The 26,778-nt window shown below is 72.5% G+C and carries 18 protein-coding genes and 2 pseudogenes; 13 read left to right on the top strand and 7 right to left on the bottom strand.

The annotated features are described in order from the left end of the window. Positions 1-469: 469 nt before the first annotated feature. The 3 genes from AB0P24_RS22755 to AB0P24_RS22745 all read left to right on the top strand — a co-directional run bounded on the left by AB0P24_RS22755 (position 470) and on the right by AB0P24_RS22745 (position 3,708). The gene (locus tag AB0P24_RS22755) at positions 470-1,183 is read left to right on the top strand and encodes an alpha/beta hydrolase (RefSeq protein WP_365796732.1); all 714 of its coding nucleotides are present in this window, start codon (positions 470-472) and stop codon (positions 1,181-1,183) included. Positions 1,184-1,304: 121 nt separating this feature from the next. Beyond that, positions 1,305-2,135 (top strand): alpha/beta hydrolase, encoded by an 831-nt coding sequence (locus AB0P24_RS22750; RefSeq protein ID WP_365796730.1) that lies wholly within the window; start codon positions 1,305-1,307, stop codon positions 2,133-2,135. A gap of 328 nt (positions 2,136-2,463) precedes the next feature. Next, positions 2,464-3,708, top strand: coding sequence for an MFS transporter (locus AB0P24_RS22745; protein ID WP_365796728.1), 1,245 nt, complete (start codon positions 2,464-2,466; stop codon positions 3,706-3,708). A gap of 108 nt (positions 3,709-3,816) precedes the next feature. Here AB0P24_RS22745 and AB0P24_RS22740 read toward each other — a convergent pair whose 3' ends face one another. Beyond that, on the bottom strand, positions 3,817-4,731 hold the full coding sequence (locus AB0P24_RS22740) for an SDR family oxidoreductase (RefSeq protein ID WP_365796726.1): 915 nt from the start codon (positions 4,729-4,731) through the stop codon (positions 3,817-3,819). 83 nt (positions 4,732-4,814) lie between these two features. On the opposite strand from AB0P24_RS22740, the gene AB0P24_RS22735 reads away from it, so the two are divergent. After that, the gene (locus tag AB0P24_RS22735) at positions 4,815-5,378 is read left to right on the top strand and encodes a helix-turn-helix domain-containing protein (RefSeq protein WP_365796724.1); all 564 of its coding nucleotides are present in this window, start codon (positions 4,815-4,817) and stop codon (positions 5,376-5,378) included. Between the two features lie 352 nt (positions 5,379-5,730). Here the strand turns inward: AB0P24_RS22735 and AB0P24_RS22730 are convergent, their stop codons facing one another. Both AB0P24_RS22730 and AB0P24_RS22725 read right to left on the bottom strand, forming a co-directional pair. Then, complete coding sequence (locus AB0P24_RS22730) at positions 5,731-6,687, bottom strand: NAD(P)-binding domain-containing protein (protein ID WP_365796722.1); 957 nt, start codon at positions 6,685-6,687, stop codon at positions 5,731-5,733. After that, positions 6,684-7,445: a helix-turn-helix domain-containing protein gene (locus AB0P24_RS22725; RefSeq protein ID WP_365796720.1), complete on the bottom strand. Its 762-nt coding sequence runs from the start codon at positions 7,443-7,445 to the stop codon at positions 6,684-6,686. The genes AB0P24_RS22730 and AB0P24_RS22725 overlap by 4 nt, the downstream gene beginning before the upstream one ends. Before the next feature lie 175 nt (positions 7,446-7,620). Between AB0P24_RS22725 and AB0P24_RS22720 the strand changes: the two genes are divergently transcribed. Then, entirely contained in the window at positions 7,621-8,934 is a 1,314-nt protein-coding gene (locus AB0P24_RS22720; protein ID WP_365796718.1) for an amidohydrolase family protein, read from the top strand. After that, entirely contained in the window at positions 8,931-10,022 is a 1,092-nt protein-coding gene (locus AB0P24_RS22715) for a membrane dipeptidase (protein WP_365796716.1), read from the top strand. The genes AB0P24_RS22720 and AB0P24_RS22715 overlap by 4 nt, the downstream gene beginning before the upstream one ends. Before the next feature lie 375 nt (positions 10,023-10,397). Here AB0P24_RS22715 and AB0P24_RS22710 read toward each other — a convergent pair. After that, positions 10,398-10,599: pseudogene (locus tag AB0P24_RS22710) on the bottom strand (transposase); the annotation flags it as partial. 99 nt (positions 10,600-10,698) lie between these two features. Between AB0P24_RS22710 and AB0P24_RS22705 the strand changes: the two are divergent. After that, positions 10,699-11,367: a Type 1 glutamine amidotransferase-like domain-containing protein gene (locus AB0P24_RS22705; protein ID WP_365796714.1), complete on the top strand. Its 669-nt coding sequence runs from the start codon at positions 10,699-10,701 to the stop codon at positions 11,365-11,367. Positions 11,368-11,648: 281 nt separating this feature from the next. On the opposite strand, the gene AB0P24_RS22700 is transcribed toward AB0P24_RS22705, so the two are convergent. After that, positions 11,649-12,845: an MFS transporter gene (locus AB0P24_RS22700; protein ID WP_365796712.1), complete on the bottom strand. Its 1,197-nt coding sequence runs from the start codon at positions 12,843-12,845 to the stop codon at positions 11,649-11,651. A gap of 106 nt (positions 12,846-12,951) precedes the next feature. On the opposite strand from AB0P24_RS22700, the gene AB0P24_RS22695 reads away from it, so the two are divergent. The 6 genes and pseudogenes from AB0P24_RS22695 to AB0P24_RS22670 all read left to right on the top strand — a co-directional run bounded on the left by AB0P24_RS22695 (position 12,952) and on the right by AB0P24_RS22670 (position 21,067). Next, positions 12,952-13,533: a TetR family transcriptional regulator gene (locus AB0P24_RS22695; RefSeq protein WP_365796710.1), complete on the top strand. Its 582-nt coding sequence runs from the start codon at positions 12,952-12,954 to the stop codon at positions 13,531-13,533. Positions 13,534-13,832: 299 nt separating this feature from the next. Then, on the top strand, positions 13,833-14,303 hold the full coding sequence (locus tag AB0P24_RS22690; RefSeq protein WP_365796708.1) for a LamG-like jellyroll fold domain-containing protein: 471 nt from the start codon (positions 13,833-13,835) through the stop codon (positions 14,301-14,303). Between the two features lie 52 nt (positions 14,304-14,355). Beyond that, the gene (locus tag AB0P24_RS22685) at positions 14,356-17,772 is read left to right on the top strand and encodes a glycosylhydrolase-like jelly roll fold domain-containing protein (RefSeq protein ID WP_365796706.1); all 3,417 of its coding nucleotides are present in this window, start codon (positions 14,356-14,358) and stop codon (positions 17,770-17,772) included. Between the two features lie 558 nt (positions 17,773-18,330). Next, positions 18,331-18,600: pseudogene (locus AB0P24_RS22680) on the top strand (hypothetical protein); the annotation flags it as partial. 80 nt (positions 18,601-18,680) lie between these two features. Next, positions 18,681-18,848: a hypothetical protein gene (locus AB0P24_RS22675; RefSeq protein WP_365796838.1), complete on the top strand. Its 168-nt coding sequence runs from the start codon at positions 18,681-18,683 to the stop codon at positions 18,846-18,848. 218 nt (positions 18,849-19,066) lie between these two features. Next, the gene (locus tag AB0P24_RS22670; RefSeq protein WP_365796704.1) at positions 19,067-21,067 is read left to right on the top strand and encodes an NAD-binding lipoprotein; all 2,001 of its coding nucleotides are present in this window, start codon (positions 19,067-19,069) and stop codon (positions 21,065-21,067) included. Between the two features lie 363 nt (positions 21,068-21,430). On the opposite strand, the gene AB0P24_RS22665 is transcribed toward AB0P24_RS22670, so the two are convergent. Together AB0P24_RS22665 and AB0P24_RS22660 are read right to left on the bottom strand one after the other, a co-directional pair. Continuing rightward, entirely contained in the window at positions 21,431-24,451 is a 3,021-nt protein-coding gene (locus AB0P24_RS22665) for a glycosyl hydrolase (RefSeq protein WP_365796702.1), read from the bottom strand. Positions 24,452-24,824: 373 nt separating this feature from the next. Further along, positions 24,825-26,597, bottom strand: coding sequence for an ABC transporter ATP-binding protein (locus AB0P24_RS22660; RefSeq protein ID WP_365796700.1), 1,773 nt, complete (start codon positions 26,595-26,597; stop codon positions 24,825-24,827). Positions 26,598-26,778 lie beyond the last annotated feature (181 nt).

Here is a 26,778-nt window from a genome sequence, read left to right as displayed (position 1 = left end):
GCCGTGAGGCCGTCCCGGCGCGCGGAATGACGGGGGATCAGTGGCCGTGCCGCCTGAGCGGTGAACACCGGTGAGGTGCGCCCCGGCGGCCCTGTGGAAGGCCGCGAGCAGGCGATTGCTGTCCCTGGCACGGGTCGGTCGCGAGTACGCGCTCCAGGGCGGGTCGGACCTGCGCACCCGCCTCCGGCATCTGGCACTCGGCACTGGGCCCGCCTCCCTGGACCTGCGGGCCAGGGAGGGCTACGAGGTCGGCAGTCGGCGGGACCACGGACGGCACGGCCCCTTGACGCCCACCGCGCTGACCGCGGCGATTGCGGCTACGGTCGATGACGCGACGGTTTCGCGCATGCCGCGCGAGCGCTCTCGTGTCAGTCGTCGTGCACTCAGAGGCAAGACGCCGCGACATGAGTCCGTATTTTCGAATTGATGAAAGGGGCTCACCGCCCGTAGCCCAGCCGAGGACCTCACCATGACCCGACCGACCATCGTTCTCGTCCATGGAGCGTTCGCCGACGCCTCCTCCTACGCCCCCGTCACCACCCGGTTGCTGAAGCGGGGGTTCAAGGTCGTCGCTCCTGGTGTGCCCAACCGCAGCCTGCTGGGCGACGCCGCATACGTGGCGTCCGTCGTGCGCAACGTCGGTGGCCCGGTGGTGCTCGTCGGCCACTCCTACGGCGGTGCCGTGATCACGATGGCCGGGACCGAGGAGAACGTGAAGGCCCTGGTGTACCTTTCGGGGTACGCGCTGGAGGAGGGCGAGAGCCTGGGCGAACTCCAGGGCGGCTTCCCCGACTCGAAGCTGGGCGCCGCTCTTGTCTTCACGCCGTCGCCACTGGCGGACTACGACGAGAAGAACCCCGACGTCACCGTCGACGTGGAGAAGTTCCCCGAGGTCGTGGCCGCCGACGTGGACCCGGATCTCGCCGCCGTGCTGGCGTCGTCACAGCGCCCCCTGGCGGGTCTGGCGTTCGCCGAGAAGGCAACCGCCGCGGCCTGGAGGACCAAGCCCGCGTGGGCGGTCGTCTCCAGCTCCGACACCACCATCAATCCCGAGGTGGAACGCTTCGGTTATCGCCGTGCCGGAATCGACTTCGTCGAGATCGACGCCTCGCACATGGTCATGCTCTCTCACCCCGACGAGGTTGTGGACATCATCCTCCAGGCCGTCGAAGCAACCGAGTGAAGCTCGAGGCGGCTCGTGCGGGGGCCACCCGAGAGCCGTCTGACGGGCGAGAACGTTCTCGCACAGGCCCGACAGCGGGTCGACGCACAACCGAACATCCGAACAAGTAGAGGAACCAGTAATGAGCACAGTCACCACGCCGGACGGCACCGTCATCTTCTACAAGGACTGGGGCCCGCGGGACGCCCAGCCGATCGTCTTCCACCACGGCTGGCCGCTCAGCTCGGACGACTGGGACTCCCAGCTGCTGTTCTTCCTCTCCAAGGGCTACCGCGTCATCGCCCACGACCGCCGCGGGCACGGGCGCTCCAGCCAGCCCGCGACCGGCCACGACATGGACACCTACGTCGCCGACGTCAACGTGCTGACCGACGCCCTGGACCTCCAGGGAGCGGTGCACATCGGGCACTCCACCGGCGGCGGCGAGGTCGCGCGCTACGTGGCGCAGGCCAAGCCCGGCCGGGTCGCCAAGGCGGTACTCGTCGCGGCCGTCCCCCCGGTCATGGTGAAGAAGGACAGCAACCCCGAAGGCACCCCGATCGAGGTCTTCGACGGGTTCCGTGCGGCGGTCGCCGCCAACCGGGCCCAGTTCTTCATCGATGTCCCGGCAGGACCTTTCTACGGCTTCAACCGGCCCGGCGCCGAGGTGTCCCAGGGACTCATCGACCGGTGGTGGTGGCAGGGCATGATGGGCGCGACGAACGCCCACTACGAATGCATCAAGGCCTTCTCGGAGACCGACTTCACCGAGGACCTGAAGAAGATCGACGTCCCCGTCCTCGTGATGCACGGGACGGACGACCAGGTCGTGCCGTACGCCGACTCGGGCCCGAAGTCCGTTGAGCTGCTCAAGAACGGCACGCTCAAGAGCTACGAGGGCTACCCCCACGGCATGCTGTCGACGCACCCCGAGGTCCTCAACGCCGACATCCTCGCCTTCGTGGAGGGTTAAGGCGGCCGCCCGCCTCTGCCGGGCGACAGCGAGAACCTGATCAGCGACACACCGTCCCCCGGTAACGCCCATGCGGGCCGTTACCGGGGGACGGTGGCGTTCGCGGCCGGTCGTGGGCGGTCGGTTCCGTCCTGTCCGGGGTGACACACGTCACCGCGTTGTGAGCGGCGATCCGGGAATGCGCGCCCGCGACATCCCGCTGCAACGTTCTCGGGGGGTGCTGGGCAAGGGTGCTCGGTGCGGTCGGCCCTGGAGGGGGGAAAGCCCCTCGGAGCGCGTCCTCGTCCCCCGTCCCCGGACCATCGTCCTCGAAAGGCCCCCGCTCACCATGCCCTTGGCTCTGCTGGCCCTCGCCGTCGTCACGTTCGGCATCGGCACCACCGAGTTCGCCACCATGGGGCTGCTGCCTCAGATCGCGGACGGCGTCGGAGTGTCGGTGCCGCACGCCGGCAACCTCGTGTCGGCCTACGCTCTCGGCGTTGTCGTGGGCGCCCCCGTACTGACCGGCATCGGCGCGCGCGTGCCCCACAAGCGGCTGCTGCTCCTGCTGACCGGGGTGTTCGTGGTCGGCAACACGGCGTCCGCGCTCGCACCGGACTACGGCCTGCTCTTCGCCGCCCGCTTCCTGGCCGGACTGCCGCACGGCGCACTGTTCGGCGTGGGTGCGGTCGTCGCCTCCAGGCTGGTGGCCCCGGACCGTGCCGCACGCGCCGTCTCCCGGGTCTTCCTGGGCCTGACCGTCGCGAACATCGTCGGCGTCCCCGCGGGTACGGCCCTCGGCCAGCATCTGGGCTGGCGGTACGCCTACTGCGCGGTCGCCGTCATCGGCCTGGTCGCACTCGCCGCGCTCGCCCTTCTCGTGCCCCACCAGCCGCGCGGCCCGCAGGCGGGCATCCGCCAGGAGCTGCGGGCGATGGGTAACCGGCAGGTCTTCATCGGACTGGCCACCGCTGTCGTCGGCTTCGGTGGCTTCTTCGCCGTCTACAGCTACCTCGTTCCGATGCTGACCCACCTGACCGGCATCTCCGACGCCTCCACCACCCTGGTCCTCGCCCTCTACGGCGTCGGCATGACCGTCGGCACCCTGGCGGCCGGCCCCCTCACCGACCGCGCTCTGCGCCCGACGCTCTACGCCGGGATCGTGCTGCTGGCGGCCGCGCTGGTCACCTTCTACTTCACTGTGCACAGCACGGTCCCGGCCCTGGTGACGGTCACCTTCATCGGCGCGATGGGCGCGCTCATCACCACGCCCGTCCAGATGCTCCTGATGATCAACGCGAAGGACGCCCCCACGATGGCGGCGGCCTCCAACCACTCCGCGTTCAACCTGGCCAACGCGGCCGGCGCCTGGCTCGGCGGCCTCGTCATCTCGGCGGGCTGGGGCTGGGCCGCCCCCAACCTGGTCGGCGCCGCGCTCGCCCTGGCCGGCCTCGCCCTGGCCGTCACCGGCGGCATCCTGGACCGGGGCGACCGCCCCTCGAAGGTGGTCACCTCCCAGGGCACCCCGGACACCGCATTGGCGGCAGGGCAAGTGTCCCCCGTGGCAGGGACGACCGACCGGAACCAGGGCTGAGGTCGGCCTCCGCTTCGCCGCGTCGCTCGCAGGGACGAGCGACGGGGCCGGCGCCGGACATCGGACGCGGACACGCGCGGGCGCCGGGCGCCGGTTCAGCCCCGTCGGTCAGGCGGCCGGGCCGAAGTAGTGGCCCTTGTCCAGGTCCTCCACCAGGCCCGGGTGTGACGGACGCCAGTCCAGCAGCTCACGGGTGGCCGCGCTGGAGGCCGGGCCGTCCAGGTCGACGATGCCGTCGAGCCAGCCGAAGTGCCCGGCCGCGTCGGCGGGCGCCACGGAGACGACCGGCAGCCCCAGGTGGCGGCCGATCACCTCGGCGACGTCCCGGATCGCGACGCCCTCCTCGCCCGCTCCGTGCAGTACCGAGCCGGCCGGAGCCTTCTCCACGGCCAGCCGGAACAGCTGTCCGACGTCGAGCCGGTGCGCGGCGGGCCAGCGGTTGGCGCCGTCGCCGACGTACCCGGAGACACCCCGCTCCCGGGCGATGCCGATCAGCGCCGCCATGAACCCCTTGTCCCCCTCGCCGTGACAGGTGGGGGCGAGCCGCACCACGGAGGAGCGCACACCGCGCGAGGCCAGTTGCAGTGCTGCCAGGGCGGTGGCGTGGCGCAGCGAGAACGCCGAGTCGTCGATCGCGGGCATGTCCTGCTCGGTGGCCGTCCGCCCGGGGGCGATGCCGAGCAGGCCAGAGGCGAGCACGAAGGGCCGGCCGGAACCGGCCAGCACCTCGCCGAACGCGTCCACGGCACGGCGGTCCGCCTCGGCGGCCGCGCGGAAATCACCGCTGAAGGCGATGTCGTGCTTGAAGGCGAGGTGGATCACCCCGTCCGACGAGGCGGCGGCGTCGCGCAGGACATCCAGGTCGTCGACGGTGCCGCGCACCACGTCCGCCCCCGCCGTGGTGAGCGCGGCAGCGGAGGCCTCCGACCGGGCGAGCCCGACCACCTGATGGCCGGCGTCGAGAAGTTCGGGAACGACGGCGGAGCCGAGCCAGCCGGACGCGCCGGTCACGAAAACACGCATGGGGAACCCCTGACTGTTGATGACAGCGACTGACATCGACCCTAGCACTGATGGCAGTCACTGTCATCGCGTAGGATTCCGCCATGGGCAGATGGGAGCCGAACGCGCGCAAGCGCCTGGCGGAAGCGGCGTTGCAGCTCTACAGCGAGCAGGGGTACGAGCAGACGACCGTGGCGCAGATCGCCCGGCAGGCGGGCCTCACCGAACGCACGTTCTTCCGGCACTACGCCGACAAGCGCGAGGTCCTCTTCGAGGGCTCCCCGCTCCAGGAGCTGATCGTGACCGCCGTCGCGACGGCCCCGCCGTCGGCGCCGCTGGTCGACGTACTCGGCGCCGGACTCGACGCGGCCTCGGCGATGTTCGCCGGGCGTCGCGAACAGGTCCGGCGCCGACAGTCGGTGGTGGCCGCCCACCCGGAGCTCCAGGAACGCGAGCTGATCAAGCTCGCCTCGCTCGCGAGCGCCCTCGCGGACGCCCTCCGGGACCGCGGCGTGCCGGAGCCGACCGCGACTCTGGCGGCGGAGGCCGGGGTGGCCGTGTTCAGGGTCGGCTTCGAGCGGTGGATCACGGCGGCGGAGGAGACCGACATGGCACCGCTGATGCGCGATCTGCTGGAGGAACTCGGCAAGGTGACGGCCAGGGGCTGACGGCCGTCCGGTCCGGCGCTCCGGCCGATGCCGCCGGGGGAGTCCGGGGTTCCTCGTGCCCCGTGGCTGATGTGCGACAACCCCTGGCCCGCGTTGCCGCCGTGTCAGACCGCGTTGTGCGGCGAACCCCGGGTTCGGTGACGCCCGCGGTGCCCGAGGCCGTTCGGGCGGCCGCGGTATCGCCGCCCGCGCAGCGACGAAGGTGAGCGTGTCGGAGCCGGGCCCATGGCGGCGGATCCGGCCCGGCTGTCGCGCGGCCGGACCGGCGTGGACTCCGTGCGCCGCAGAGGGGCGTCGGCCGGGTCGGCCAGGACGACCGCGGCGGGACCGCGCCGATCGCCTTCGGCGGTCGTCACAGGTCCACGCGCACCCCCAACCCCCGTGCCCGTGCCGTGTCGTAGGCGACCCGGACCGCCGCGACGTCCAGGGCGGCGTGTCCGGTGGACTTGAAGACCGTGAGGGCCTCGGGGGCACCGCTCCGCCCCGGATGGTCGCCGGCGAGGACGGAGCCGAGCAGGGTGACGGGCCGTCCCGGCGCCAGGTCCTGGAGTTCGTGGGCGCCCGCCGGCGGCGGGGAGGTGGCCGCGCCGGTCCACTCGGCGAACAGGGCCGCGTCCCGGACCGTGCCGGGATCCAGTTCGGGCCCCTGCGAGCCGCCGACCGAGGAGACATGGACACCGGGGGAGAGCCACTCCCGGCGGATCACGGGAGCGTCGGCGCCGGTGCAGCAGAACACCACGTCGGCCGTGCGTACCGCGTCCTCGATGCCCGTGGCGACCCGCGCGCCCGGGAACAGCGCGGCCGCCTCGCCCGCCCGCACCGGGTCACGGCCGGCCACGGTGACCTCCGCCGCCGGCCGGACGGCGGCGAGCAGCGCCAACTGTGCTCGCGCCTGAGCCCCCGTCCCCACCACCGCCACCCTTCCGAGACCGGGCCGGGCGGCCAGGGCCAACGCGCTGTGCGTGGCGGACGCCGCCGTCCGGATCCCGGTCAGCGACTCGGCGTCCACCAGCGCGAGAGCCCGCCCGTCGTGCTCGTCGAACAGCACCACGAGCCCCCGGTGGAAACTCCGTCCGGGGTGCGCCGGATCGGCGGTCACGGTCACCAGCTTCGCGGCCGGCCCGAACCCGGCGACGTACCCGGGCATCGCGCCGAGCAGGCCTGCCGGGGTCAGGGCGGCGATCCGCGGCGGGACGGAGACCTCGCCACGGGCGACGGCGACGAGCGCCCGGCCCACCGCGTCGAGCACGGTGGCCGGCTCCAGCGCGGCGGCCGTCTGCCGGCGGTCCAGTATCAGAACGCCGCTCACCGGCCCGGCTCCGCCCCGTCGGCGGTCAGCGCGGCCGCCAGTTCGTCGGCCGCCGCACGCAACTCCCTTTCCACGGCGGCCAGCTTTGGGCCGTCGAACTCGGTCTTCGGCCCCACGACGGTCAGTGCGCACACCGGTGCCCCCGGCGCGGGCACCACCGCCCGGCTGACAGAGGCGACCAGCTTGTCGTTACGGCCGTGCTCCACGGCGACACCGGTCCGTGCCACCTCGGCCAGCTCCCGCGTGATGTCGGCGTCGTCCTCGGACAGCCTGCCCAACCAGCGCGTCCGTGCCTCCGGTTCGAGCGCTGCGACCAGGGCCAGCGGCCCGGCGAACCGTCGTACCGGCAGCAGCTCGCCCCGCAAGTGACTGATCATGGCGAGCCGTTCGGGTCTGACCACGTCGATCACCCTGCCGCCGCCCTCCTCCAGGACCTGGAGGTTGACCATCATCGACGTCGCGGCGGACAACCGCTCCAACACCGGACGGGCCAGCGCGGTCAGCGAGTTGCCCGCGGCCGACGCGGACATCCGCAGCACGGCGGCGCCGGGCAGATAGCGGTCTCCGGCCCGCAGCACCCAGCCCCGGCGGACCAGGTCCAGCAGGATCCGGTACGCGGTGGCGCGGTGCAGTCCGACCTCGGCGGCGAGATCGGTCAGCCGCACCGGGTGCGGCGCGCGCGAGACGGCCTCGACCAGGTCGAGGGCCTTGTCCACGGCCGACCGGGGCGGCCCCGGGGCGACGGGTGCGTCGGGCATGACGGCAGCTCTTCCCTCTCGGCCCCGGTGCCGCGACGACCGCGGCCCGGTGCGTCCTGGCCGGTACGGGCCCTTGCGGCGGTCCACCGGCTGCAGAGTACAGTGACGTGGATTTTCATCACACGATACAGCTGTTACATAGTGCGTAACAAAGCCCAGTGGACCGAAGGTGACCATGACCGACCTGCCCCCAGGCGCCCCGACCCCCTGGGCCGCTCCGCCCGCCGGAACCGTCACGGTCTACCGCGGCGCCACGCTCTTCGACGGCACCGGTGCCCCGCTCCGGCCGAACACCACGATCGTCACCGACGGCGCCCGCCTGCACACCGTCATCGGCGACGGCGACCCGCTGCCCCCGCACGCCGCCGACGCACCCCGCGTCGACCTCGCCGGCCGCTTCGTCGTCCCCGGCCTCGTCGACACCCATCAGCACCTGGCCACCCCGCCCGACCGTCCGGTCGCCGAGGCCGTGCTCCGCCGGCTGGTGCACAGCGGGGTCACCGCCGTCCGTGACATGGCCGACGACCTGCGCCACATCGGCGACCTCGCCAGGGCCACCCTGGTCGGCGAGATCCCGGGACCCGACATCCGCTACGCCGCCCTCATGGCCGGGCCCTCCTTCTTCGACGACCCCCGCACCCACGAGGTCTCCCGCGGCGCCGTACCCGGCGCCGTCCCCTGGATGCAGGCCGTCACCCCCGACACCGACCTGCCGATCGCCGTCGCCCTCGCCCGCGGCACCCACGCCGCCGCGATCAAGGTCTACGCCGACCTGGACGCCGCGACCGTCGCCGCCGTCACCGCCGAGGCACACCGCCAGGGCATCGCCGTCTGGGCGCACGCCACCGTCTTCCCGGCAACGCCCGGCGAGGTCGTCGCGGCGGGCGTCGACAGCGTCTCCCACGTCACCCTGCTCGCCTTCGAGGACCCCACCGAGCCGCTGAGCAGCTACAAGACCAAACCACGAGTCGACCACGACCGTTTCGCCGCCGGCGACGCCCCGGAACTGGCCGCCCTCTTCGCCGAGATGCGCCGCCGCGGCACGGTCCTGGACGCCACCGCCTCCATGTGGACCAGCGGCGAACTCCGGGGCGACACCGCCGAGTCCGCCGAACGGGCCGCCCGCAACGCCGAGTTGGCCGCCGTGCTCACCGCCCAGGCGCACCGCGCCGGAGTCGACGTGTGCACCGGCACCGACCACGAGACCGCCCCCGACGACCCCTTCCCCGCGCTCTACGGCGAACTCGCCTTCCTCGCCGACCGCTGCGGCATACCCGCCGCCGAGGTCCTGCGCTCGGCCACCCTCGTCGGTGCCCGCGCCGCCGGTACCGAGACGGACATGGGCAGCGTCGAACCCGGCAAGCTCGCCAACTTCGCCGTCCTGGACGAGAACCCCCTCCACGACATCGGCAACCTGCGCACCATCACGTTCACCGTCAGACGCGGACGCCGATTCGACCGCGCCGAGTTCGAGAAGGACACCCCGTGACCGACACCGCCGCAGACCGCCCCGTGATCGTCAACGCCCTGGGCCAACTCGACAACCCCAACGCCCCGGCCGCCCGGGCCGCCGCCACCCGGCTCAACCCGTCCAGCGACCAACTCGCCGTCGACGCCCGCGCGATCGCCGATGCCCACGCCTGCGGCCTGACCGCCGTGAACATCACCCTCGGCTACACCATGGGCGACCTGCCGCCGTACGAGCACACGCTCGAGGAGATCGCCGTGTGGGACCGGATCATCGAGGCGCACTCCGCCGACCTCCTCAAGGTCCGCACCACCGCCGACATCCACCGCGCCCACCGAGAGGGGCGGATCGGGGTCGTCTACGGCTTCCAGAACGCGGTCGCCGTCGGAGAGGACCCCGCCCTCGTCGACACCCGGGTCGCGGCCTTCGCGGACGCCGGCGTACGCGTCGTCCAACTCACCTACAACCAGGCCAACCACCTCGGCGACGGCTCCATGGCCCTCGCCAACCGCGGCCTGACCCCCTTCGGCAGGCAGGTCGTCGAGGCTCTCAACGACCACCGCCTGATGGTCGACCTCTCCCACAGCGGTGAGCGCACCTGCCTGGAGGCGGCCCGGCACTCCCGGCAGCCCGTCTCCGTCAACCACACCGGCTGCCGTGCCCTGGCCGATCTGCCGCGCAACAAGACCGACGAGGAACTCCGCCTGGTCGCGGACCGCGGCGGGTTCGTCGGCATCTACTTCATGCCCTTCCTCAGCCTCACCGGGCAGCCCACCGCCGCCGACGTCGTGGACCACATCGCGCACGCGGTCGACGTCTGCGGGGAGGACCACGTCGGCATCGGCACCGACGGCACCGTCACCGCCGTCGACGACCTCGACGCCTACCGCGCCGCCCTCGCCGAACACGTGGCCGCCCGCCGGGCGGCCGGTGTGGGGGCGGCCGGTGAACGGGCCGACACCTACCCCTTCGTCGTCGACCTGCGCGGCGTCGACCAGTTCCGCGACCTGATCCGCCTCCTGGAGAAGCGCGGCTACCGCTCCGAGCGCATCGAGAAGATCCTCGGCCGCAACTTCCTCGACTACGCCGACCGGGTCTGGGCGGCCTGAGCCTGCCGTTCAACCCCTGGTGCGGTCCGGCCGGCGGATTCAACGCGTGGGCTTCACGACATGCCCAAGGGCGACGAGGCCGATCCCTACGGTGAGGAGCGAGGGCGAGTGAACGTTCCAGCTGACCAGCATCAGGAGGGCCCCTGCTCCCCAGAGTCTCGGTTGCCGCACTCGTTGCTGGAGCCAGTGGCCCGGCATGCGGCCGAGAAGCAGAGCGTGCACTCCGAGGACGGCCCACACGATGGCCAGGACGAACAGAGTCAAGGCCAGCACGCCAATGATGAACAACCCGTCCCCCTGATCCTGCTGCTGTCGCGTCATACGACGCTGCAATTCAATCTCAGGGGGAGGGAGTTCCCAGCTTTGGGGGAGCGGCGTTCCGCGCCGTGGTTCGGTGCCGGCCCTGTGGTGGGCAGGGCGGGCGTATGCCTCTCCGGTAGCGAGGACTCTGCCCACCTCGTGGCGAGTGTCTGCACGGCGGCTCTTCGAACCCGGTGGCCGGCCGGGCCCGGGACGGTTTCGGTGCACCGGCCGGGGAGCCGGTCTTCGCGCGCGGGTTCCTGAACTCTCCGCGGATGTTCCTGATCCATCCATGCCATGCCATGCCATGCCATGACGGTGTCGGTGGATCCTGCATTCGTTGCGCTGACCACGTGTGTCGTGCTTGGCTCGCCCGATGAACTTTCTGCTGACGGCGAGTGGCCTGCGCAACGAGACGCTGCGGGATGCGCTGCGGGACATGCTGGGCAGGCCGTTCGGATCGGCGAACGTCGTGTACGTTCCCACGGCATCAGTCGCCGAGTCCGGGGACCATGGGTGGTTCGTCGCGGACATGAACCGCCTGTACGGCCTCGGTTGGCGGGAGTTCGACGTCCTGGAGCTGAACGGCCTGCCCCGGCAGATGGTGCTCGACCGGCTGCTCCACGCGGACGTCATCTATGTCGGGGGCGGCAGCCACTACCACCTCGCGCGCAGCATCACCGGCAACGGCCTGGCCGACGGTTTCCTGGAGGCGCTGGAGAGCCGGGTCTATGTGGGGTTCAGCGCCGGATCAATGATCTTCAGCCGTCATCTCACCGGACACTCTGCCGACGTCATCGGGGACACCACGGACCTCCACGTGCTCGGCGCGACGACCGTGGAACCGCCGTTCGGCCTCTTCGACTGGTATCTCAAGCCCCACCTGTACTCACCGGATTTTCCCGAGCGGGACGACGCCTGGGCTGATCGCATCGCCGCGCGGGCGGACTTCCCGATCTACTTCATCGACGACGAGACGGCCGTTCGGGTCAGGGACGGCAAGGCGGATGTCATTTCTGAAGGCCGGTGGCGGTTCCACCCGTGACTCACTGCACGCCGTGGGGAGCCCCGGAGCGGGCGGCGCGGCGCCCAGGGGCCCAGGGGCCCACTGACGCGGAGTCGCCGGGGTGAGCACCCGTGTCAGGCGGCTTGCGCGAGGCAGTGGGGAGTTGCGTTGTGCCGTGCGGCGGGGCTTCCGGCGGTGAGCCGCCGGGTCATCAGCGTGACGGCCGCTCAGGTGATCAGTGACGCCCGCCCCGGAGAACCTCTCGCGCGGACGTCCGGTCACACCTTGGCTCCCGTCCGGCGGACTGACGGACACCGGTCTCAGGTGCCCGCCGGTTCCGGGTCGCCCGCCTCCCGGGGCGAGCGGGCGGCAGGTGCCGCGAAGACGGCCGCCACCACCAGCACGAGCACCAGGATCAGGGCGTTGCGCAGCCCGAAGCGCTCGCCGAGGTAACCGAGGGAGGGCGGGCCCACCAGGAAGGCGACATAGCCGACGGTCGCGGCGATCGCGACGCGGGCGGCGGAGTCGGCACCCGAATCGCCCGCCGCGGAGAGCGCGACGGGAAACCCGAGCGACGCGCCGAGGCCCCACAGGACGGCGGCCGCGGCAGCGACCACCTGGTTGTCGACGAAAATCACGAGGGCCAGTCCGGCGGCCCCGACGAGCGCGCTGCCGCACAGCGCCGCCGCCCGCCCGAACCGGTCGACGAACCGTCCGCCGACGAAGCGCCCCACGGTCATCGCGGCGGCGAACACCGCGTACACGGCCGAGCCCAGCGCCGCGTCGAAACCGTGGCCGTCCACCATGACCAGCGGCAGCCAGTCGTTCGCGGTGCCCTCGGCCATGGCGAGCGCGAGGATGACGCAGCCGATGAGCAGCAGCGCGGGATCCTTCCACACCGCGGCGCGCGGTGTGCCCGCCGCCCGCCGCCCGGCGGCGGTCTGCCGTCCGACCTCGGCCGGGACACGCCGGATGACCAGGGCGAGCGCGCCCAGCACCACCGCGGCGACGACGAGCAGATGAACGAGGACCGGGAAGCCGACAGCCGTCAGGCACATGCCGGCCACCGCCCCGAGCACGGTGCCCAGACTGAAGAAGCCGTGCATGGCGGGCAGCGTGGAACGGCCGAGCAGTCGCTCCACCTCGGCGCCCTCGACGTTCAGTGCCACCTCGCCGCCGCCCATGCCGAGACCGAACAGCCCGAGGCCCAGCGCGACACAGGGCCCCGAACCGACCGCGGCTCCCACCCCGACCACCGCGGCACCGGCGGCGACGGCCGAGGTGCCGGCCAGGATGACGAGCCGGGCACCCCAGCGTGCCACGACCGTGCCCGAGCACAGGATGCCGAGCATCGAGCCGACCGAGAGCCCGAACAGGATCAGTCCCATCTGTGCCGTGGAGGCGCCGAGCAGGTCGCGCACGTCCGGGGTCCGGGTGACCCAGGAGGAGATGGTCAGCCCGGGCGCGAAGAACAGCACGAAGACGGCGGTGCGACGCCGGGCGAGGTCAAGGGGCATGGGCGGTGGCTCCAGCTGGGTCCGTACACGAGTCTGTACGACCGTACACACTGACCTGTACGTCTGTACACACTCCGAAGTGGGCAAGCCGTGGCACATTGAGGGCGTGAGCGGCACACGACGCGAGATCCCGAACGATCCCGGACGCAAGGAGCGGATCCTCGATGCAGCCCTGGACGTGATCTCCGAGAGCGGCGTGCACAGAACCACCCATCGGAAGATCGCGGCGCGGGCGGACGTCCCGCTGGGCTCGCTCACCTACTACTTCGACGGGATGGCGGACCTGCTCGCCCAGGCCTTCGCCCGGCTGTCGGACACCATGTCCGGGCTCTACCGGCAGACGCTGCAGTCCGCCGCCTCCACGGCCGAGGCCGAGGCGGCCGTCGTCGAGCTGATCTGCGGTCCGGCCTACGCCACGGAGCGCGACATGACCCTCATCTTCGAGATGTACGCCTACGCCAACCACGACGAGGCGGTCTCCGCCACGACCCGCACCTGGCTGGAACGCAGCAGGGACAGTCTCGCCCTGCACTTCACGCCCGGAGTGTCACGCGCCTTGGACGCGCTGATCGAGGGCTGGCCGATGCACCGGGCCTTCGCCGACGAGCCCCTGGACCGCCGGCTGGTCACCGAAACGGTCCGCGCGATCGTCGCCGCCGAACCGCGCCTGTCCACGGACGCCACCTGACCTTCGGCGGTGGCGGCGGTCACCACGGCGCGGTCACGCCCGGCGGCCCCTCGATCTGAAGTGAATTGAACGTTTCAATTCTCCTTTTCGAGCCTGTGCTGTCGCCGCTTCTCGCTGCTTCTCGCCCAAGAGCGTCTGACTGACGTACTACTTACCTTCCTCACCTGGCAGTTCATGGTCTCTCGGGAAAGCGCATCGATCAACACCTGTGAGAAGTCTTGACGCTTGCCGTGGGCGACCCTAGCGTCAGCGCCTGCATTGTAAAACGATTCAATTACTGCCGAAGGGAGTTCCGTACGTTGCCCGCACCTCGCGACACCTCCGGCCCGTCCCGCCGCCAGATGCTGCTCACCGCCTCGGCCGCGGCGGCCGTCGCCTCGATCGGACCGGTACCGGCCGCCCACGCGGCGGACACCTGTCTCTTCCTGGCCGCCACCACCGGAGCGGGCCGGGCCCGGGCCGCGCTGAAGATCACGGGGATGGAGCGCGAGGACTTCATCGACGCCGCCGGACCGCTGCCGGTGGGCGGCTGGACGCACGTGGCGCTCACCCCGGGCGGTGGTACCGGTGTGCTCTGCCTCGACGGCGCCGAGACGGGCCGCAACTCCGCGACGGTCGCGAGCCCGCTGCTGCTCGGCGTGACCACCCGCTCGTACCTCGGCCGTTCCCAGAACACCAGCCACCCTTACCTGAAGGGCGCGGTACGCGACCTTCGTGTCCACAACCGGGCCCTCACGGCGGCCGAAGCGGCCCGCCTCGCCGCGGACTGAGCCCTCCCCGGCCCGCCTGCCACCCACACCTCGCTTTCCCAGGAGTACCCGCATGCCCGAAACCACCCCTGAAGTCCCGCTGTCCAGACGCGGTTTCGTCGCCGCCGCCGGTGTCGGCACCGCCCTCGCCACCGGCCTCACCGGCCTCGGCCTGGCCGTACCGCCGACCGCGTCCGCCGCGTCAGGACCGCCCGGTACCGCCCCGGCCCCCGCCGCTTTCACCACCCGCCGCTTCACCGATCCGCCCAAGGACAGCCGCCCCACCGTCTACTGGTACTGGAACGGACCCGTCACCCCCGACCTGGTCGACCGGCAACTGGCCGACCTGCGCGACAAGGGGATGCACGAGGTGATCCTCTTCTCCTTCGACAACGACGCCATGCGGCCCGTCTTCTTCACCGAGGAATGGTTCGACATCGTCGAGCACGTGCTGCGCACGGCCGAGGCCACCGGCATGCGCGTGTGGCTGTTCAACGACGACCACTTCCCGAGCGGCCGAGCCGGCGAGTTCATCGTGAAGGGCGGCACGGTCGGCTCCCGGACCTATGCACCGCGCCCCGACCTGCGGCTGAAGGCGCTGTGGCGGTCCTCCACGGTCGTCGAGGGCCCGGCCCGCGCCGACCTGCGCCGCAGCACCGGCGTGGGGGTGGAGGCGGGACACCTGGTCGCCGACGCGGCCGTGCTGGACGGTGCGGCCGTGCTGCGCGGCGGCGAACACTGGACCGACCTGACCGTCACGGCGAGCGCCAAGGCCGACCGCACCGCCGCAGGGCTCATCGTCCGTGCCTCCGCCGACGGGCTGGACGGCTACGCCGTCTCCTTCGACCAGACCGGGGTGGTCACCGTGGAGCGGCTGGCCCGCGGCACGGACCCCGTCGAACTGCTGCGCAGCACCCGCACCGACGGCTTCAACAAGACGAAGTACCACACACTCGTGGTGACCTTGAGCGGCGCGGTTCTGACCGTCACGCTCGACGGCCGTGCCAAGGGCACGGTCACGGACGGCGGTTGTCCGTCCGGCGGCGTCGGCGTGCGTGCGGTCGGCGACGAGCGCGGCCTGTGGGACAGCCTCACCGTCACCGCGTCCGACGGCACCACGCTGTACGCGACGGCGTTCGACGACGCGGCCGGCGCGGGCGACTTCCCCGCACGCGCGTCGCTCCCCGTCGAGGCCGCGGCCGCCGCCGCGCGCCCGGTGGGGGCCACGGACGCGGCCGAGGTCGTCGACCTGACCGACCGGCTCACGGCTGACGGCAACTGGCAGGTACCCGACGGCCGTTGGCAGATCGACCTGTTCGGCGGCGTCCCGCTGGCCGACGACACCCAGGGCTACAGCCGCAGTTACGTCGATCTCCTCGACGACGAACCCGTGCGGCTCTTCCTCGACGTCGTCCCCGGCGAATACCACCGCCGCTTCCACCGCTGGTTCGGGACCGTGATACCCGGCTTCTGGGACGACGAGCCGTTCTTCGCCTCCGCCGAGGCCCATTTCAAGCGGCTGCCGTGGTCACCGACGCTGGACCGGGCACTGCGCGACGTCGGGGTCGCGCCCGGCGTCGCCTACGCCGCCGCCTTCGACGACCTCGGCCGGGGCGGCCGTGTCGCGCGCGGCCGTTTCTGGCAGGCCGTCTCCAACCGCTTCGCACGCTACTTCCGCGCCCAGGGCGAGTGGTGCGAGCAGCGCGGTGTCGCCCTCATCACCAATCCGCTGTACGACGAGACCGCCCCCGCCAAGCGCATCCCCAGCACCGGCGACCTGCACAAGGCCAACCAGTGGGCACAGGTGCCCGGCGGTGACATCATCACCGCCGAGTACGTGGCCGGCCAGCAGACCATGCTGCCGCGCAACCCGGTCTCGGTCGCCCACCAGATGGGCCGGGAACGGACCCTGATGGAGATGTTCGGGAACATGGGCTGGCAGGTCACCCCCGGCTTCGTGCACGCCACCGTCGGCGCCCAGGCCGCCCGTGGCGTCAACCTGACGGTCCTGCACGCCCTGTGGACCGACGAGACCGTGGTCTACTTCCCGCCGCCCTTCGGTCCCCGCGCCCCCTGGTGGTGGTCGATGCGCCCACTCGCCGAGTGGATCGGCCGGGTCATGGAGGCCTGCCGCGGCACCTCCGCCGCGCGCACCGCGCTGCTCCAGCCGCAGCGGGCCGCCGAGCAGTGGACCGGTACGGACAAGCAGGGCGCGGTCGACGGCGCGCTGAGCGACGCCGCCTACGCCCTGGAGCGGGCCCAGGTCGACTTCGACCTCCTCCACGAGGGCGCCCTCACCGGCGACCCGGACCTGTTGGCCCACGCCCGGGTGAGCGCCGGGCGGCTCGCCGTCGGCGAGGCCCGCTACGACCTCGTCGTACTGCCCGAGACGCCGACCCTGGACACCGCGACCGTGCGCGCCCTGAACGCGTTCGTCCGGGCGGGCGGCACCGTGGTGGCGGTCGGCGCCCTGCCCACCGACGAGGCCGACACCGACGACCGCTCCCTCACCCGCGCCCTGAACGACCTGTTCCCCGACACCGCCCCCGGCAGCCGCACCCTCGGCGGGGGCCGTGCCGTGCGTGTCGCGGACGCCGGGAAACTGGGCGCCGCCGCGCAGGACGCCGGAGCGGCGGCGGCCGTCCTCGAACCCGCCCAGGACTCGATCCGCGCCCTGCGGGTCACCCGGGGCGACGACACCGCCTTCCTCTTCAACAACGAGAGCGGTACGGCCGTCGCGACCACCGCGGTCCTGCCCGCCGACGGCGTCCCGGAACTCTGGGACCCGGCGACCGGCCGGACCGGCCCCGCCCCGCTCTACCGGACCGGCACACGGGGCCTGCTGGTGCCGCTGGCCTTCGCACCGTACGAGACCCGGATCGTCGTCGTACGGGCCCACGGGGAGATCCCGCCGCACCTCACGGACTCGCCGGCCGACGTGCTGGCGGTCGAGCGGCACGGCCGTTCGCTGCGTGCCACGGTCGAGGTGGCGGAGCCCGGCAGCCACCCGCTCGGCGGCACCGACGCGGGCCGCACCTACCGGGGCACGGTCCATGCCGACGACCCGCTCACCCCGGTCCCGGTGACCGGCGACTGGACGCTCGCCCTGGAACGCGACGGCGACACCCCCGTCACCGGACCGCTCGGCAGCTGGACGGCCCACGCTCCGCTCTTCTCCGGCAGCGGCACCTACACCACGGATCTCGACGTGGACGAAGCCACCCTCGACGGGCGGCGCGTCCTGCTGGACCTCGGGGACGTCCGGGACGTGGCCGCGGTGACCGTCAACGGCACGGCGCTGCGCCCGCTGCTGTGGGCACCCTTCGTCACCGACGTCACCGGTCTGCTCGTCCCCGGCCGCAACCAGGTCGCCGTCCGGGTCGCCAACACCCTCTCCAACGAACGCAACAAGCCGCTGCCCTCCGGTCTGCTCGGCCCGGTCACCCTGCGTTTCAAGCGCCGGGTGACGGTCGACCTCGACCGCGTCTGACGTTCCGCCCCGTCAGGAAGGACCCCGCCATGCCTCGTGCCAGATCCCGCGCCGGCGGCCGGCGCCTCGCCGCTCCGCTGTCCGCCACACTGACCGCGCTGGTCACCGCCGTGTCCGCCACCGTACCGGCCGCCGCCGCGACCACCGGCACGCCCGCCCCGGTCCAGGTGCGCACCCAGCACCTCGACGAGGCGCTGGGCATCGACGACACGACCTCTGAGCTCAGCTGGGGGATCACCGCCCGGACCGCGGACACCCTCCAGAGCGCCTACCGCGTCCAGGCCGCCGGCTCACCCGACCGCCTGCGCTCCGGCCACCCCGACCTGTGGGACTCCGGGAAGGTGGTCTCCGACGTACCGCGGACCGCCTACGCGGGCCGCGCGCTCGGCTCCGCACCGCGTCTACTGGCGTGTCCAGCTGTGGTCCGGCGCAGACCGGGCCTCCGGCTGGAGCACCCCGGCCGTCTTCGAGACGGGCCTGACGAAGGCCGCCGACTGGCAGGCCCGGTGGATCACCCACCCCGAATGGCGGCTCGGCGAGAAGGAGATCGCGTTGTGCGTGCTGTCCTCGGCGGGCCGCGACGACCTCGTGTACCGGATCGCCACCCAGACCACCAGCCCCAGTTACGGCTACCAGGTGCTGGCCGGCAACACCTCGCTCGGGGAGTCCTGGGACGGTGGCCCCGGCCCGTCGCGGAACCACTTCATGCTCGGTGCGATCGACTCCTGGTTCACCGGCCGGATCGCCGGCATCGGGCAGTCCGCAGACTCGGTGGGCTACCGCGAACTCCTCGTCGACTCGGCGGTGGAGGGCGACCTGACCTCCGCGTCCGGCTCCTACCGCACCCCCTACGGCCTCGCCCGTACCGACTGGACCCGGACCGGGACGCCTTCCGCCTCACGGTGGACGTGCCCGCGGGCAGCACCGCCGAGATCCACGTGCCCGCAACCGGCGGGCGGGCCACCGCTCCCGCCGGGATCCGGCCGGTCCGCACCACCGCCACCGAGGCCGTGTACCGGGTCGGTTCCGGAGCCCGGACCTTCCGCTCGTCCCTGCCGGCCGGCGGCCCGTCCTGAGGACACGGCCGCCGCACCGCTCCGGCCGGTCCCGGACGACCGGGTCCGCGCACCCTGCGAACGGCCGCAACGCTCCCGCCCGTCATCCGGAGCCGCCCCGGGTTTCAGCTCCCCGACGCTGCCCGAAAGGATGAAGGTCCCGGTCGGACGGCGTGTCGCACCCTGAGCGCCCGGCACTCTTCACCTCGCCGGGGCAGGTGCGGGAGCAGGGGGCTGACATGGGACGAGCGCAGAAGCGGACTCCGTTACGGCACCGCGCGCGCTATCTGTTCGACAGGACACTCGCCCGCAGCACGGGGACACTGCTGGGCTGGCTGGCCCTGTGCTGTCTGGCGGTCGTCGTACCCGTCAGCACCCTGCTGGTGTGGACGGACCCCGACGCGCCGCACAGCCTCTCCGGCCGGCTCACCCAGGTGTGGCGCACCAGCGCCGAGACCCTCCGGCTCGGCGCGGTCGCGGGAACCCCGGCACGGATGCTCCTGTCCGTCCTGCTCGGCCTCATCGCCCTGCTGTGCGTGTCGACGGTCGTCGGCGTCGTCACCACCGGCCTCGGCGACCGGCTCACCGAACTGCGGCGCGGCCGCTCGCAGGTGCTGGAGCGCGATCACGACGTGGTGCTCGGCTGGACCGACCAGATCTTCACGGTGGTCTCCGAACTGATCGCCGGGCGGTCCGGCGGGGCACGGCACGTCATCACCGTGCTCGCCGACCGGGACCCCGCGCAGATGGACAGCGCGCTCACCGCCGCCCTGGGCGTCACCGACGGCGTCCGGCTGGTCTGCCGCACCGGCGCGCCGACCGACCCGGACGCGCTGGCCCTGGTCACGCCCGGGGCGGCCAGGGCGGTGGTGGTGCTGCCCGCGGACGACCTGGACGGCGATCTCACGGTCGTACGGACCCTGTTGGCGCTGCGGACCCTGCTCGGGGCCGACGACGCACGGCCCGCTCCGCGGGTGGTCGCCGCCGTGCACGACGGACGCTACGTACCCGCCGCGCGGCTGGCCGCCGGACCGCGCGGCACCGTCCTGGAGACCGACCGGACCGCGGCCCGGCTGCTCGTCCAGGCGGCACGCCGCCCAGGGATGCCGAGGGCCCTGCGCGACCTGCTCGACTTCTCCGGTGCCGAGTTCCATGTGACCGAGGTTCCGGACGCGGTGGGACTGTCCTTCGAGGAGGTGGCCCTGCGCCTGGAGACGTCCTGCGCCGTGGGACTGCTGCGCCCGGACGGCCGCCCGCTGCTCACGCCCGCGCCGCACACCGTGCTCGGGCCGGGGGACCGGCTGGTCACCGTCGCCCACGACGACCGCCCCGCTCCCCTCACGGAGCGCTGGGCCAGGATCGACACCTCGGCACTCGCACCGCCCGCGCCCCTGCCGGACCGGCCCACCCGGTTGCTGTTGCTGGGATGGAACCGCAGGGCGCCGATGATCGTGGACGCCCTGCGCGCGTCCGCACGGCCGGGCTCGGTCCTCGACGTGGTCACCGCCTCCCCGGAGCCCGCACACCTCGGCGACCCGTCCTCCCCGGACGGCTACCCGGCGCTCACCCTGACCCACCGCACCCGCGACCTGTCCGCCCCCGAGGCCCTGGACGGCCTCGATCTCGCCGCCTACGACAGCGTCGTCGCCCTGGGCTCGGACCGGGAGAGCGGACCCGAACGGCCCGACGAGCGCACCCTGCTGGCGCTGCTGACCCTGCGGTCGTGGGAGGAACGGACCGGCCGCACCCTGCCCGTGGTGGCCGAAGTGCGCGACCACCGAAGCCGTACGGTCGCCCCGCTCGGCCCGGCCTCCGACGTCGTCGTCCGCGGCCAGCTCACCGCCCTGCTCATGGCCCAGATCGTGCAGAACCCCGAACTGGCCGCCGTGTTCGAGGAGATCTTCGCCACCCGGGGCGGAGCACTCGCCCTGCACCCCGCCGCCCACTACGTGATGCCCGGCCACGAGGCCGCGTTCGCCACGGTCGTCGCGGCGGCGCTGGAACGCGACGAGTGCGCGATCGGATACCTCGCGCACGACCCGCACGCCACCCGGCCGTACGACGGCGTACTGCTCTGCCCCGGCAAGTCCGAACGGCGCGTGTGGAGCGGCGAGGACCAGGTCCTCGTGCTGACGACGGGTCCGGGCGTCGGCCCCGGCCCCGGTGTCGGCGCTTCCCGCGCCCTGCCCGCCCAGCGACCGGAACGCGGAAGACCGACGCGGCGCGGCGGCCCGGTCTGACGGGGCGAGCGGATGCGCTATCCTTGATCAAGAGCTGGTCGCCGTGAAGTCCCGGTGGCCGGTGTCGCGTTGGTGGTCCAAGGAAAGACGCCCCGCTTCCTGCGGGGAAATGCAGGTGCAAGGCCTGCCCGGCGCTCGACGAAAGGGCCCGTTCGGTTGCGGACGGGCCCTTCGCGTTGTCCGCGGGGAGCCGGCCGTGTCGCGGCCGGCTCCCCGCGGGGTTCAGAGGGCTGCCGGTCAGGCAGCGGTCCCCTCCGGGCGGGCGAAGCGGAGGAGACCGAGCGGCGCGAAGCGGGGATCGCGGGTACGCCGTCCGATCTCCTCGTCCCGCTGCGGCACCCTGTCCCGGTCCGTCGGGGTGGTTCAGGCGACCGTCAACTGGGCGTAGGGGACGAGCCGGACCGGGCCGACGAGCCCGTACGCCTGGCGCGTCGCCGTCCCGAACACGGCGGGGTTGCTGACCCGCAGCCGGTTGAACAGCGGGGTGGCGACCTCCACCTCGACCGTGTTGGAGCCGGGCCGGAGAAGACCGCCCAGGTCCACCACGGGGTTGAGGCGGTCGACGGGATCGAGCCGGGTGCCGTTGACGGTGACCCGGCAGGTGTCACTGACGCTGCCGAGCCGCAGCACGGCGCCCGTCGAGGAGGTCCAGGTCTCCGGCAGCGTCACGGTCGTGCGGTAGCGGCCGACACCGCCGACGTCGGCCAGTTCCGGGATCTGGGACCAGGGCAGCAGCGCGTCGAGGCTGAGGGTGTGCCCGACGATCTGGGTGCTGGTGGCGTCGGCGCCGGGCCGCCAGTCGTCGACGGTGAGGGTCCACTGGCCGAGGGTGAGCGGCGCGGGCACCTCGGGGATCTGCGTGGTGACCGTGCGGCCGTCGGACAGGGTGGTGGTGTAGGTGCCGCCTGAGGCCGCGCGCAGGGCCGGCGAACCGTCCGCGAACAGCACGCTGTCCGCGTCGGTGGCCACCACGTGCGGACGGGCCCCGGTGCGGTCCCCGAAAGCCGCGGGCCGCGCCAGCGCGACGACGAGCGTCTCGCCGGGCTGGAGCGCCACCCGGAACGTGAACGCGTCCCCGTCCTGGATGTACTCGGCGAGCCGGGTGACCCGCCCCGTCCAGGGATCCAGCAGGTAGGGGACCGTACCGGAACCCGCGCGCCGGGTGCTGTGCACCGTGACGTCGTGGTCGATGGCGGCGACCGCCGGCTTGACGGTCTCGGCGTGCTTGCCGTTGCAGAAGTAGTAGAAGTCGGCGTCGTCGGTCGCGCGGTGTGCGTTGAGGAGGGTGGAGGAGGTGCCGTAGGAGACGTCGGGGGTCACCCCGAGGTCCGCGAAGGCCGCGCCGACCAGGGTCTTGTCCGTGACCCGCCTCACGTTCGGCAGGGCCAGCAACTGCGCTGTGAGAGAACGGAGTTCGTCGGTCTCGCCGTCGTCCGGGAGGCCCGGGGTGAGGGCCTGGTCGAAGGCGCCGAACAGCACGGTGGGCAGCCCGGCCCGGGCGAACGTGAGCAGCCTGCGGGCGTCGGTGACGGCCAGCGTCGGGTTGGAGCCGTAGAAGAAGTCGCCTTCGAGGAACAGTGCCTTGTAGGCGGGCCCGTCCGGCGCGAGCCGCTTGCCGGACACCGTGGCCGAGGGCAGGTCGAGCAGCGGCCCGCTGAGGAACTGGTGGGTCCAGCCGAGCGGGACGCCGGTCGAGGTGAGCCAGGACGCGCCGATGCCGGTCGCGCTGTAGCCGGTCTGCCGGAAGACGGCGATGTCGGCGCGGACGGTGCCGGACTGGAGCACCTGGTGCACGCGGCCGAGGTAGCCGGCGATGTCCGGGACATGCTGCCAGGTGGGCTGGCGCGGGCCCCACGACTCGCCGTACCCCACCGTGCCGTTGTAGGGGCTGAACGCGGCGAACCCGGGCCACCCGACGCCCGGTGCGGTGGCGTAGGAGAAGCCGTGGATCACGGTCTGGTTGACACCCGCCGCGTACGCGCCGCCCATGGTGCGCAGGAACTTGTCCCAGGTGGTGTTGTAGGCACCGCCCGCGTACGCGCCCGCCTCACAGGACAGGATGCGGTGGCCGGCCATGTCACGGCCGCCGGCGAGGCAGCGGTAGTCGTCGAGGTTCTTGAACCCGAGCGACTCGCCCTCGGGGATGTCGAGGACGGCCGCCGAGGCGATGGCGTCGGTCTGGAGCCCGTACGGCTGCGAGCGCAGCTTCATGCCGTGGCCGTGCGCCCAGTCCCGCAGCTCGCCGAGATGGTGTTCGTTGAACAGGTTCGACACCGTCTCCCAGAAGTCGTGCCGGATCTCCTGGGTGAGCCGGGCCTCGAAGGCGAAGATCTGGTTGCCGTTGTCGAGGACGACGGCCGGCAGGTACGGCAGCAGGTCGCGCCCGGTGTGCCGGCGGAACGCGTCGGGCAGCGCGGGCGTCCACTGCAGGCCCTTGGTCTCCAGCTCGACGGAGTCCTCGAAGAAGGCGCCGCCCGCCGATCCGAGCAGTCTGAGCAGGGTGGGGTCGAGGATCTCGCGGTCCCAGTAGCGGGTGACGGCCGCGGTACCGGCCGCGCTGAAGTGGTCGACGACGTACGCGGCGGGGGAGGAGTGCGGGCCCGCCTCGGGCTGCTGACCCGAACCCCGCTGCCAGTAGGCCAGGATGACCCAGGTAGCCGAGTCCGGCGGCGTCCAGGTCAGTCTGGAGCCGGACACCAGGGCGGTCAGGTCGGTGACGCTGCCGGCGTCCAGGCCGGTCGCCTTGCCGCTGGAGTAGGCGGTGTTGACCCGGGCGGCCTGGACCGCGAGCAACTGCTGCACGGTCACTCCGGAGGCGGCCGGGTAGCCCGAGGCCGGCACCGGGCCGTCGTACCCGGCACCGCCCGTCAACGTCACCTTGCCGTAGACGAGTTCCTTGGCCGCCGCGGCGTCGTCGGGCGTGACGCCCGGCACGGCGACGGGCCAGCTCGGGCCGAGGGTGAGGTCCACGGTCAGTCCGCGCCGGGCCGCCTGGCGCAGCGCCGCCTTCACGCTGTCGCGCCAGGCGGCGCTGCCCCAGCCGCGGTGGGCGGTGTCCAGGACGGAGGTGTCGGTGATGCTGTGGTGCACGGCCGCGATCTCGGCCCCGCCGAATCCCGCGTCCGCCATCTGGTCGATCTCCCGCGCGATCTCGGCCGGGTCGACCAGCCCGTCCGGCCACCACCAGCGGAACTTCGGCCGAACGGCCCTGGCCGGCTGGGCGAACCAGTCGGCGGCGGGCGCGGCCCCGGTGGCGTCGGCACCACCGGGTGCGGCGAAGGCACCCGCCGCCGGTCCGAAGGCGGCGAGGGCGGCGGCCGACAGACCGGCCGCGAGCACCGATCGGCGGGTGGCCCCACCGCGCTGTGAGGAGGATTCGGGCATGGTTCAACCCCAAGTGGTTCCAAGGGCGGTTATGGACCCATCCTGGGTTGAATCGTTTCAATCCAGGTAGGCCCGGGAACCGTAATCTGGGCCTCGAACTGAGGTCAAGAGGTATGACAACGATTCAGCAGAGCAAAGGCTGACGCGGATTGCCGGAGCCCGCGGATCGTCCGGCCGCGCGGTGCGTCCCGCTTCCGCACGGCCCGCTCCGGCTCCAGCGGGGCCCCGTCGGATCGCTCGAATGCGGCACCGATGACGGCGGCGCGCAACTTGCTCTGACAGGCCGTCAGTTGCCGCCGTCGAACCGCATGTTGCCCTCACGGGCTGCCGCGCCCGGCGGGCGGACCGTCCGGGGCGTCGTGGAGCGGAGCCGTCAGGCCACCTGCCCACCGTGCAACGCGGTGTAGGCGCCACCGCGGCGCAGCAGTTCCTCGTGTGTGCCGATCTCGCGGATACGCCCGTCGTCCATCACCACGATGCGGTCGGCACCGCGCACGGTGGACAGCCGGTGGGCGACCACGAACGTGGTACGGCCGTGCAGCAGGCGGGTCAGCGCCTGCTGCACCAGCGCCTCGGAGCGGGTGTCCAGCGCCGAGGTGGCCTCGTCCAGTACCAGGACCCGCGGGTCCCGGATCAACGCCCGTGCGATGGCGAGGCGCTGACGCTGGCCACCGGAGAGCCGGGCGCCCCGCTCGCCGACCACGGTGTCCAGGCCGTGCGGCAACCGGTCCACGAACTCCAGCGCGTTGGCGTCCCGCAGTGCGGCACGCACCGTCTCCTGGTCTGCCTCGTCCTCCATGCCGTAGGCGACGTTCTCCCGGACCGTGCCGTCGAAGAGGATCGACTCCTGCGGCACGACCGAGACGAACCGTCGGTAGGTGCGCAGGTCGAGGCCGCTCATGTCGACGCCGTCCAGGAGCAGCCGGCCGGAGGTGGGCCGGATGAACCCGATGACGAGGTTGAGCACGGTGGACTTGCCGGCCCCCGAGGCACCCACCAGGGCGACCGTCTCGCCCGGCACGACATCGAGGCTGAACTCCGCAACGGCCGGGCGCCCGCCGTCCTCGTAGCCGAAACCGACCCGTTCGAACGTGACCGCCCCACGGACGGCGGTGACCTCCTCCCGGCCCTCGTTGTCCTCCAGTTCGGGTGCCTGGAGCACCTCGCCCACCGAACGCACCGACTCCAGGCCCTTGGTGATGACCGGTGCCAGACTCGTCAGCGTCGTGGTCGAGTTGGTGAGCGTGGTCAGGAACGCGCTCAGCATCACGACGTCGCCGGGCGTGACCCCCCACACGCCGTAGTACGACACCAGCGCGGCGGCCGCCAGGACGGCGACGCCGATCACGTTCAGCACCACCCAGGCCAGCGAGCCGAAGCGGCCGTTGACCAGGTCCAGGCGCATCCCGGAGGTGAGCAGCCGGCTCAGGGTGCCGTCCATCCGGCGCAGCGCCTTGCCCTCCAGGCCGTGGGCGCGGGTGACCGGGATGAGCCGCGTCATCTCGGTCACCCGCGAGGACAGCGTCTCCACCTCGTGCCGGAAGTGCTCGTTGTGGGTCCGAAGCCGCGCCCGCAGCCGGGCCACGAGCAGGGTCGCCGCCGGCACCACGACCAGGAAGACCGGCAGGAACTGCGGTGTGCGCACGCCGATGATGACCAGTCCTCCGGTCAGCACGGTCAGCGCGCCCAGCCCCTGCTCGGCGGTCTGCTGGACCATCTGCTCGACGGTCTCGACATCCCGTACGACCTTGGCCTGGAGCACGCCCGCGCTGACCCGGGAGTGGTAGCCGATGGACAACTGCTGCATCCGCGTGCACAGCGCGGAGCGCAGCGTGGTGCCCATCCTGCGGACGCTGCCGTAGAGGAGCCGTACGTACAGGACGTGCAGCGGGTAGTTGACGAGCAGGATCGCCATGATGACCGCCACGGCCGTCCACAGCCGGGAGACGGGGCCGTGCTGGACGACCGTGTCCACCACGGACGCGGTGATCAGGGGCAGGAGCCAGATGGGGCTGTGCTTGACGGTGAACACGCCGACCGCCGCCGCCAGCTTCCGGCGGTCCGCGCGGAGCAGATAGGCAAGTGTCCGGACCGGGTGTTCGCCCCGGTAGCGGTGGTCGAGCGGCCGTTCCGACGTCGAGGCCATCGGCGGTGATCCTCCCCTGTCCCTGTCCCTGACCCTGCCCGTGTCCCTGACCTGTAGCAATCGCTTTCTCCCGGTCCGCGGGCCACCGTACACCGGGCGGGTGACGCGGACGCGGGACTTTCGGCGGGGCCGGAAACCGGGACTCCCCCTCCGATGCGTTTGAGGCGCGGGTGAGAGAAGG

It is taken from the genome of Streptomyces sp. NPDC086519 (assembly GCF_040686075.1).
Lineage (GTDB): Bacteria > Actinomycetota > Actinomycetes > Streptomycetales > Streptomycetaceae > Streptomyces > Streptomyces shenzhenensis.
The sequence above is the reverse complement of the archived record's forward strand: the minus strand, read 5'-3'. Positions and strand labels throughout refer to the sequence as shown.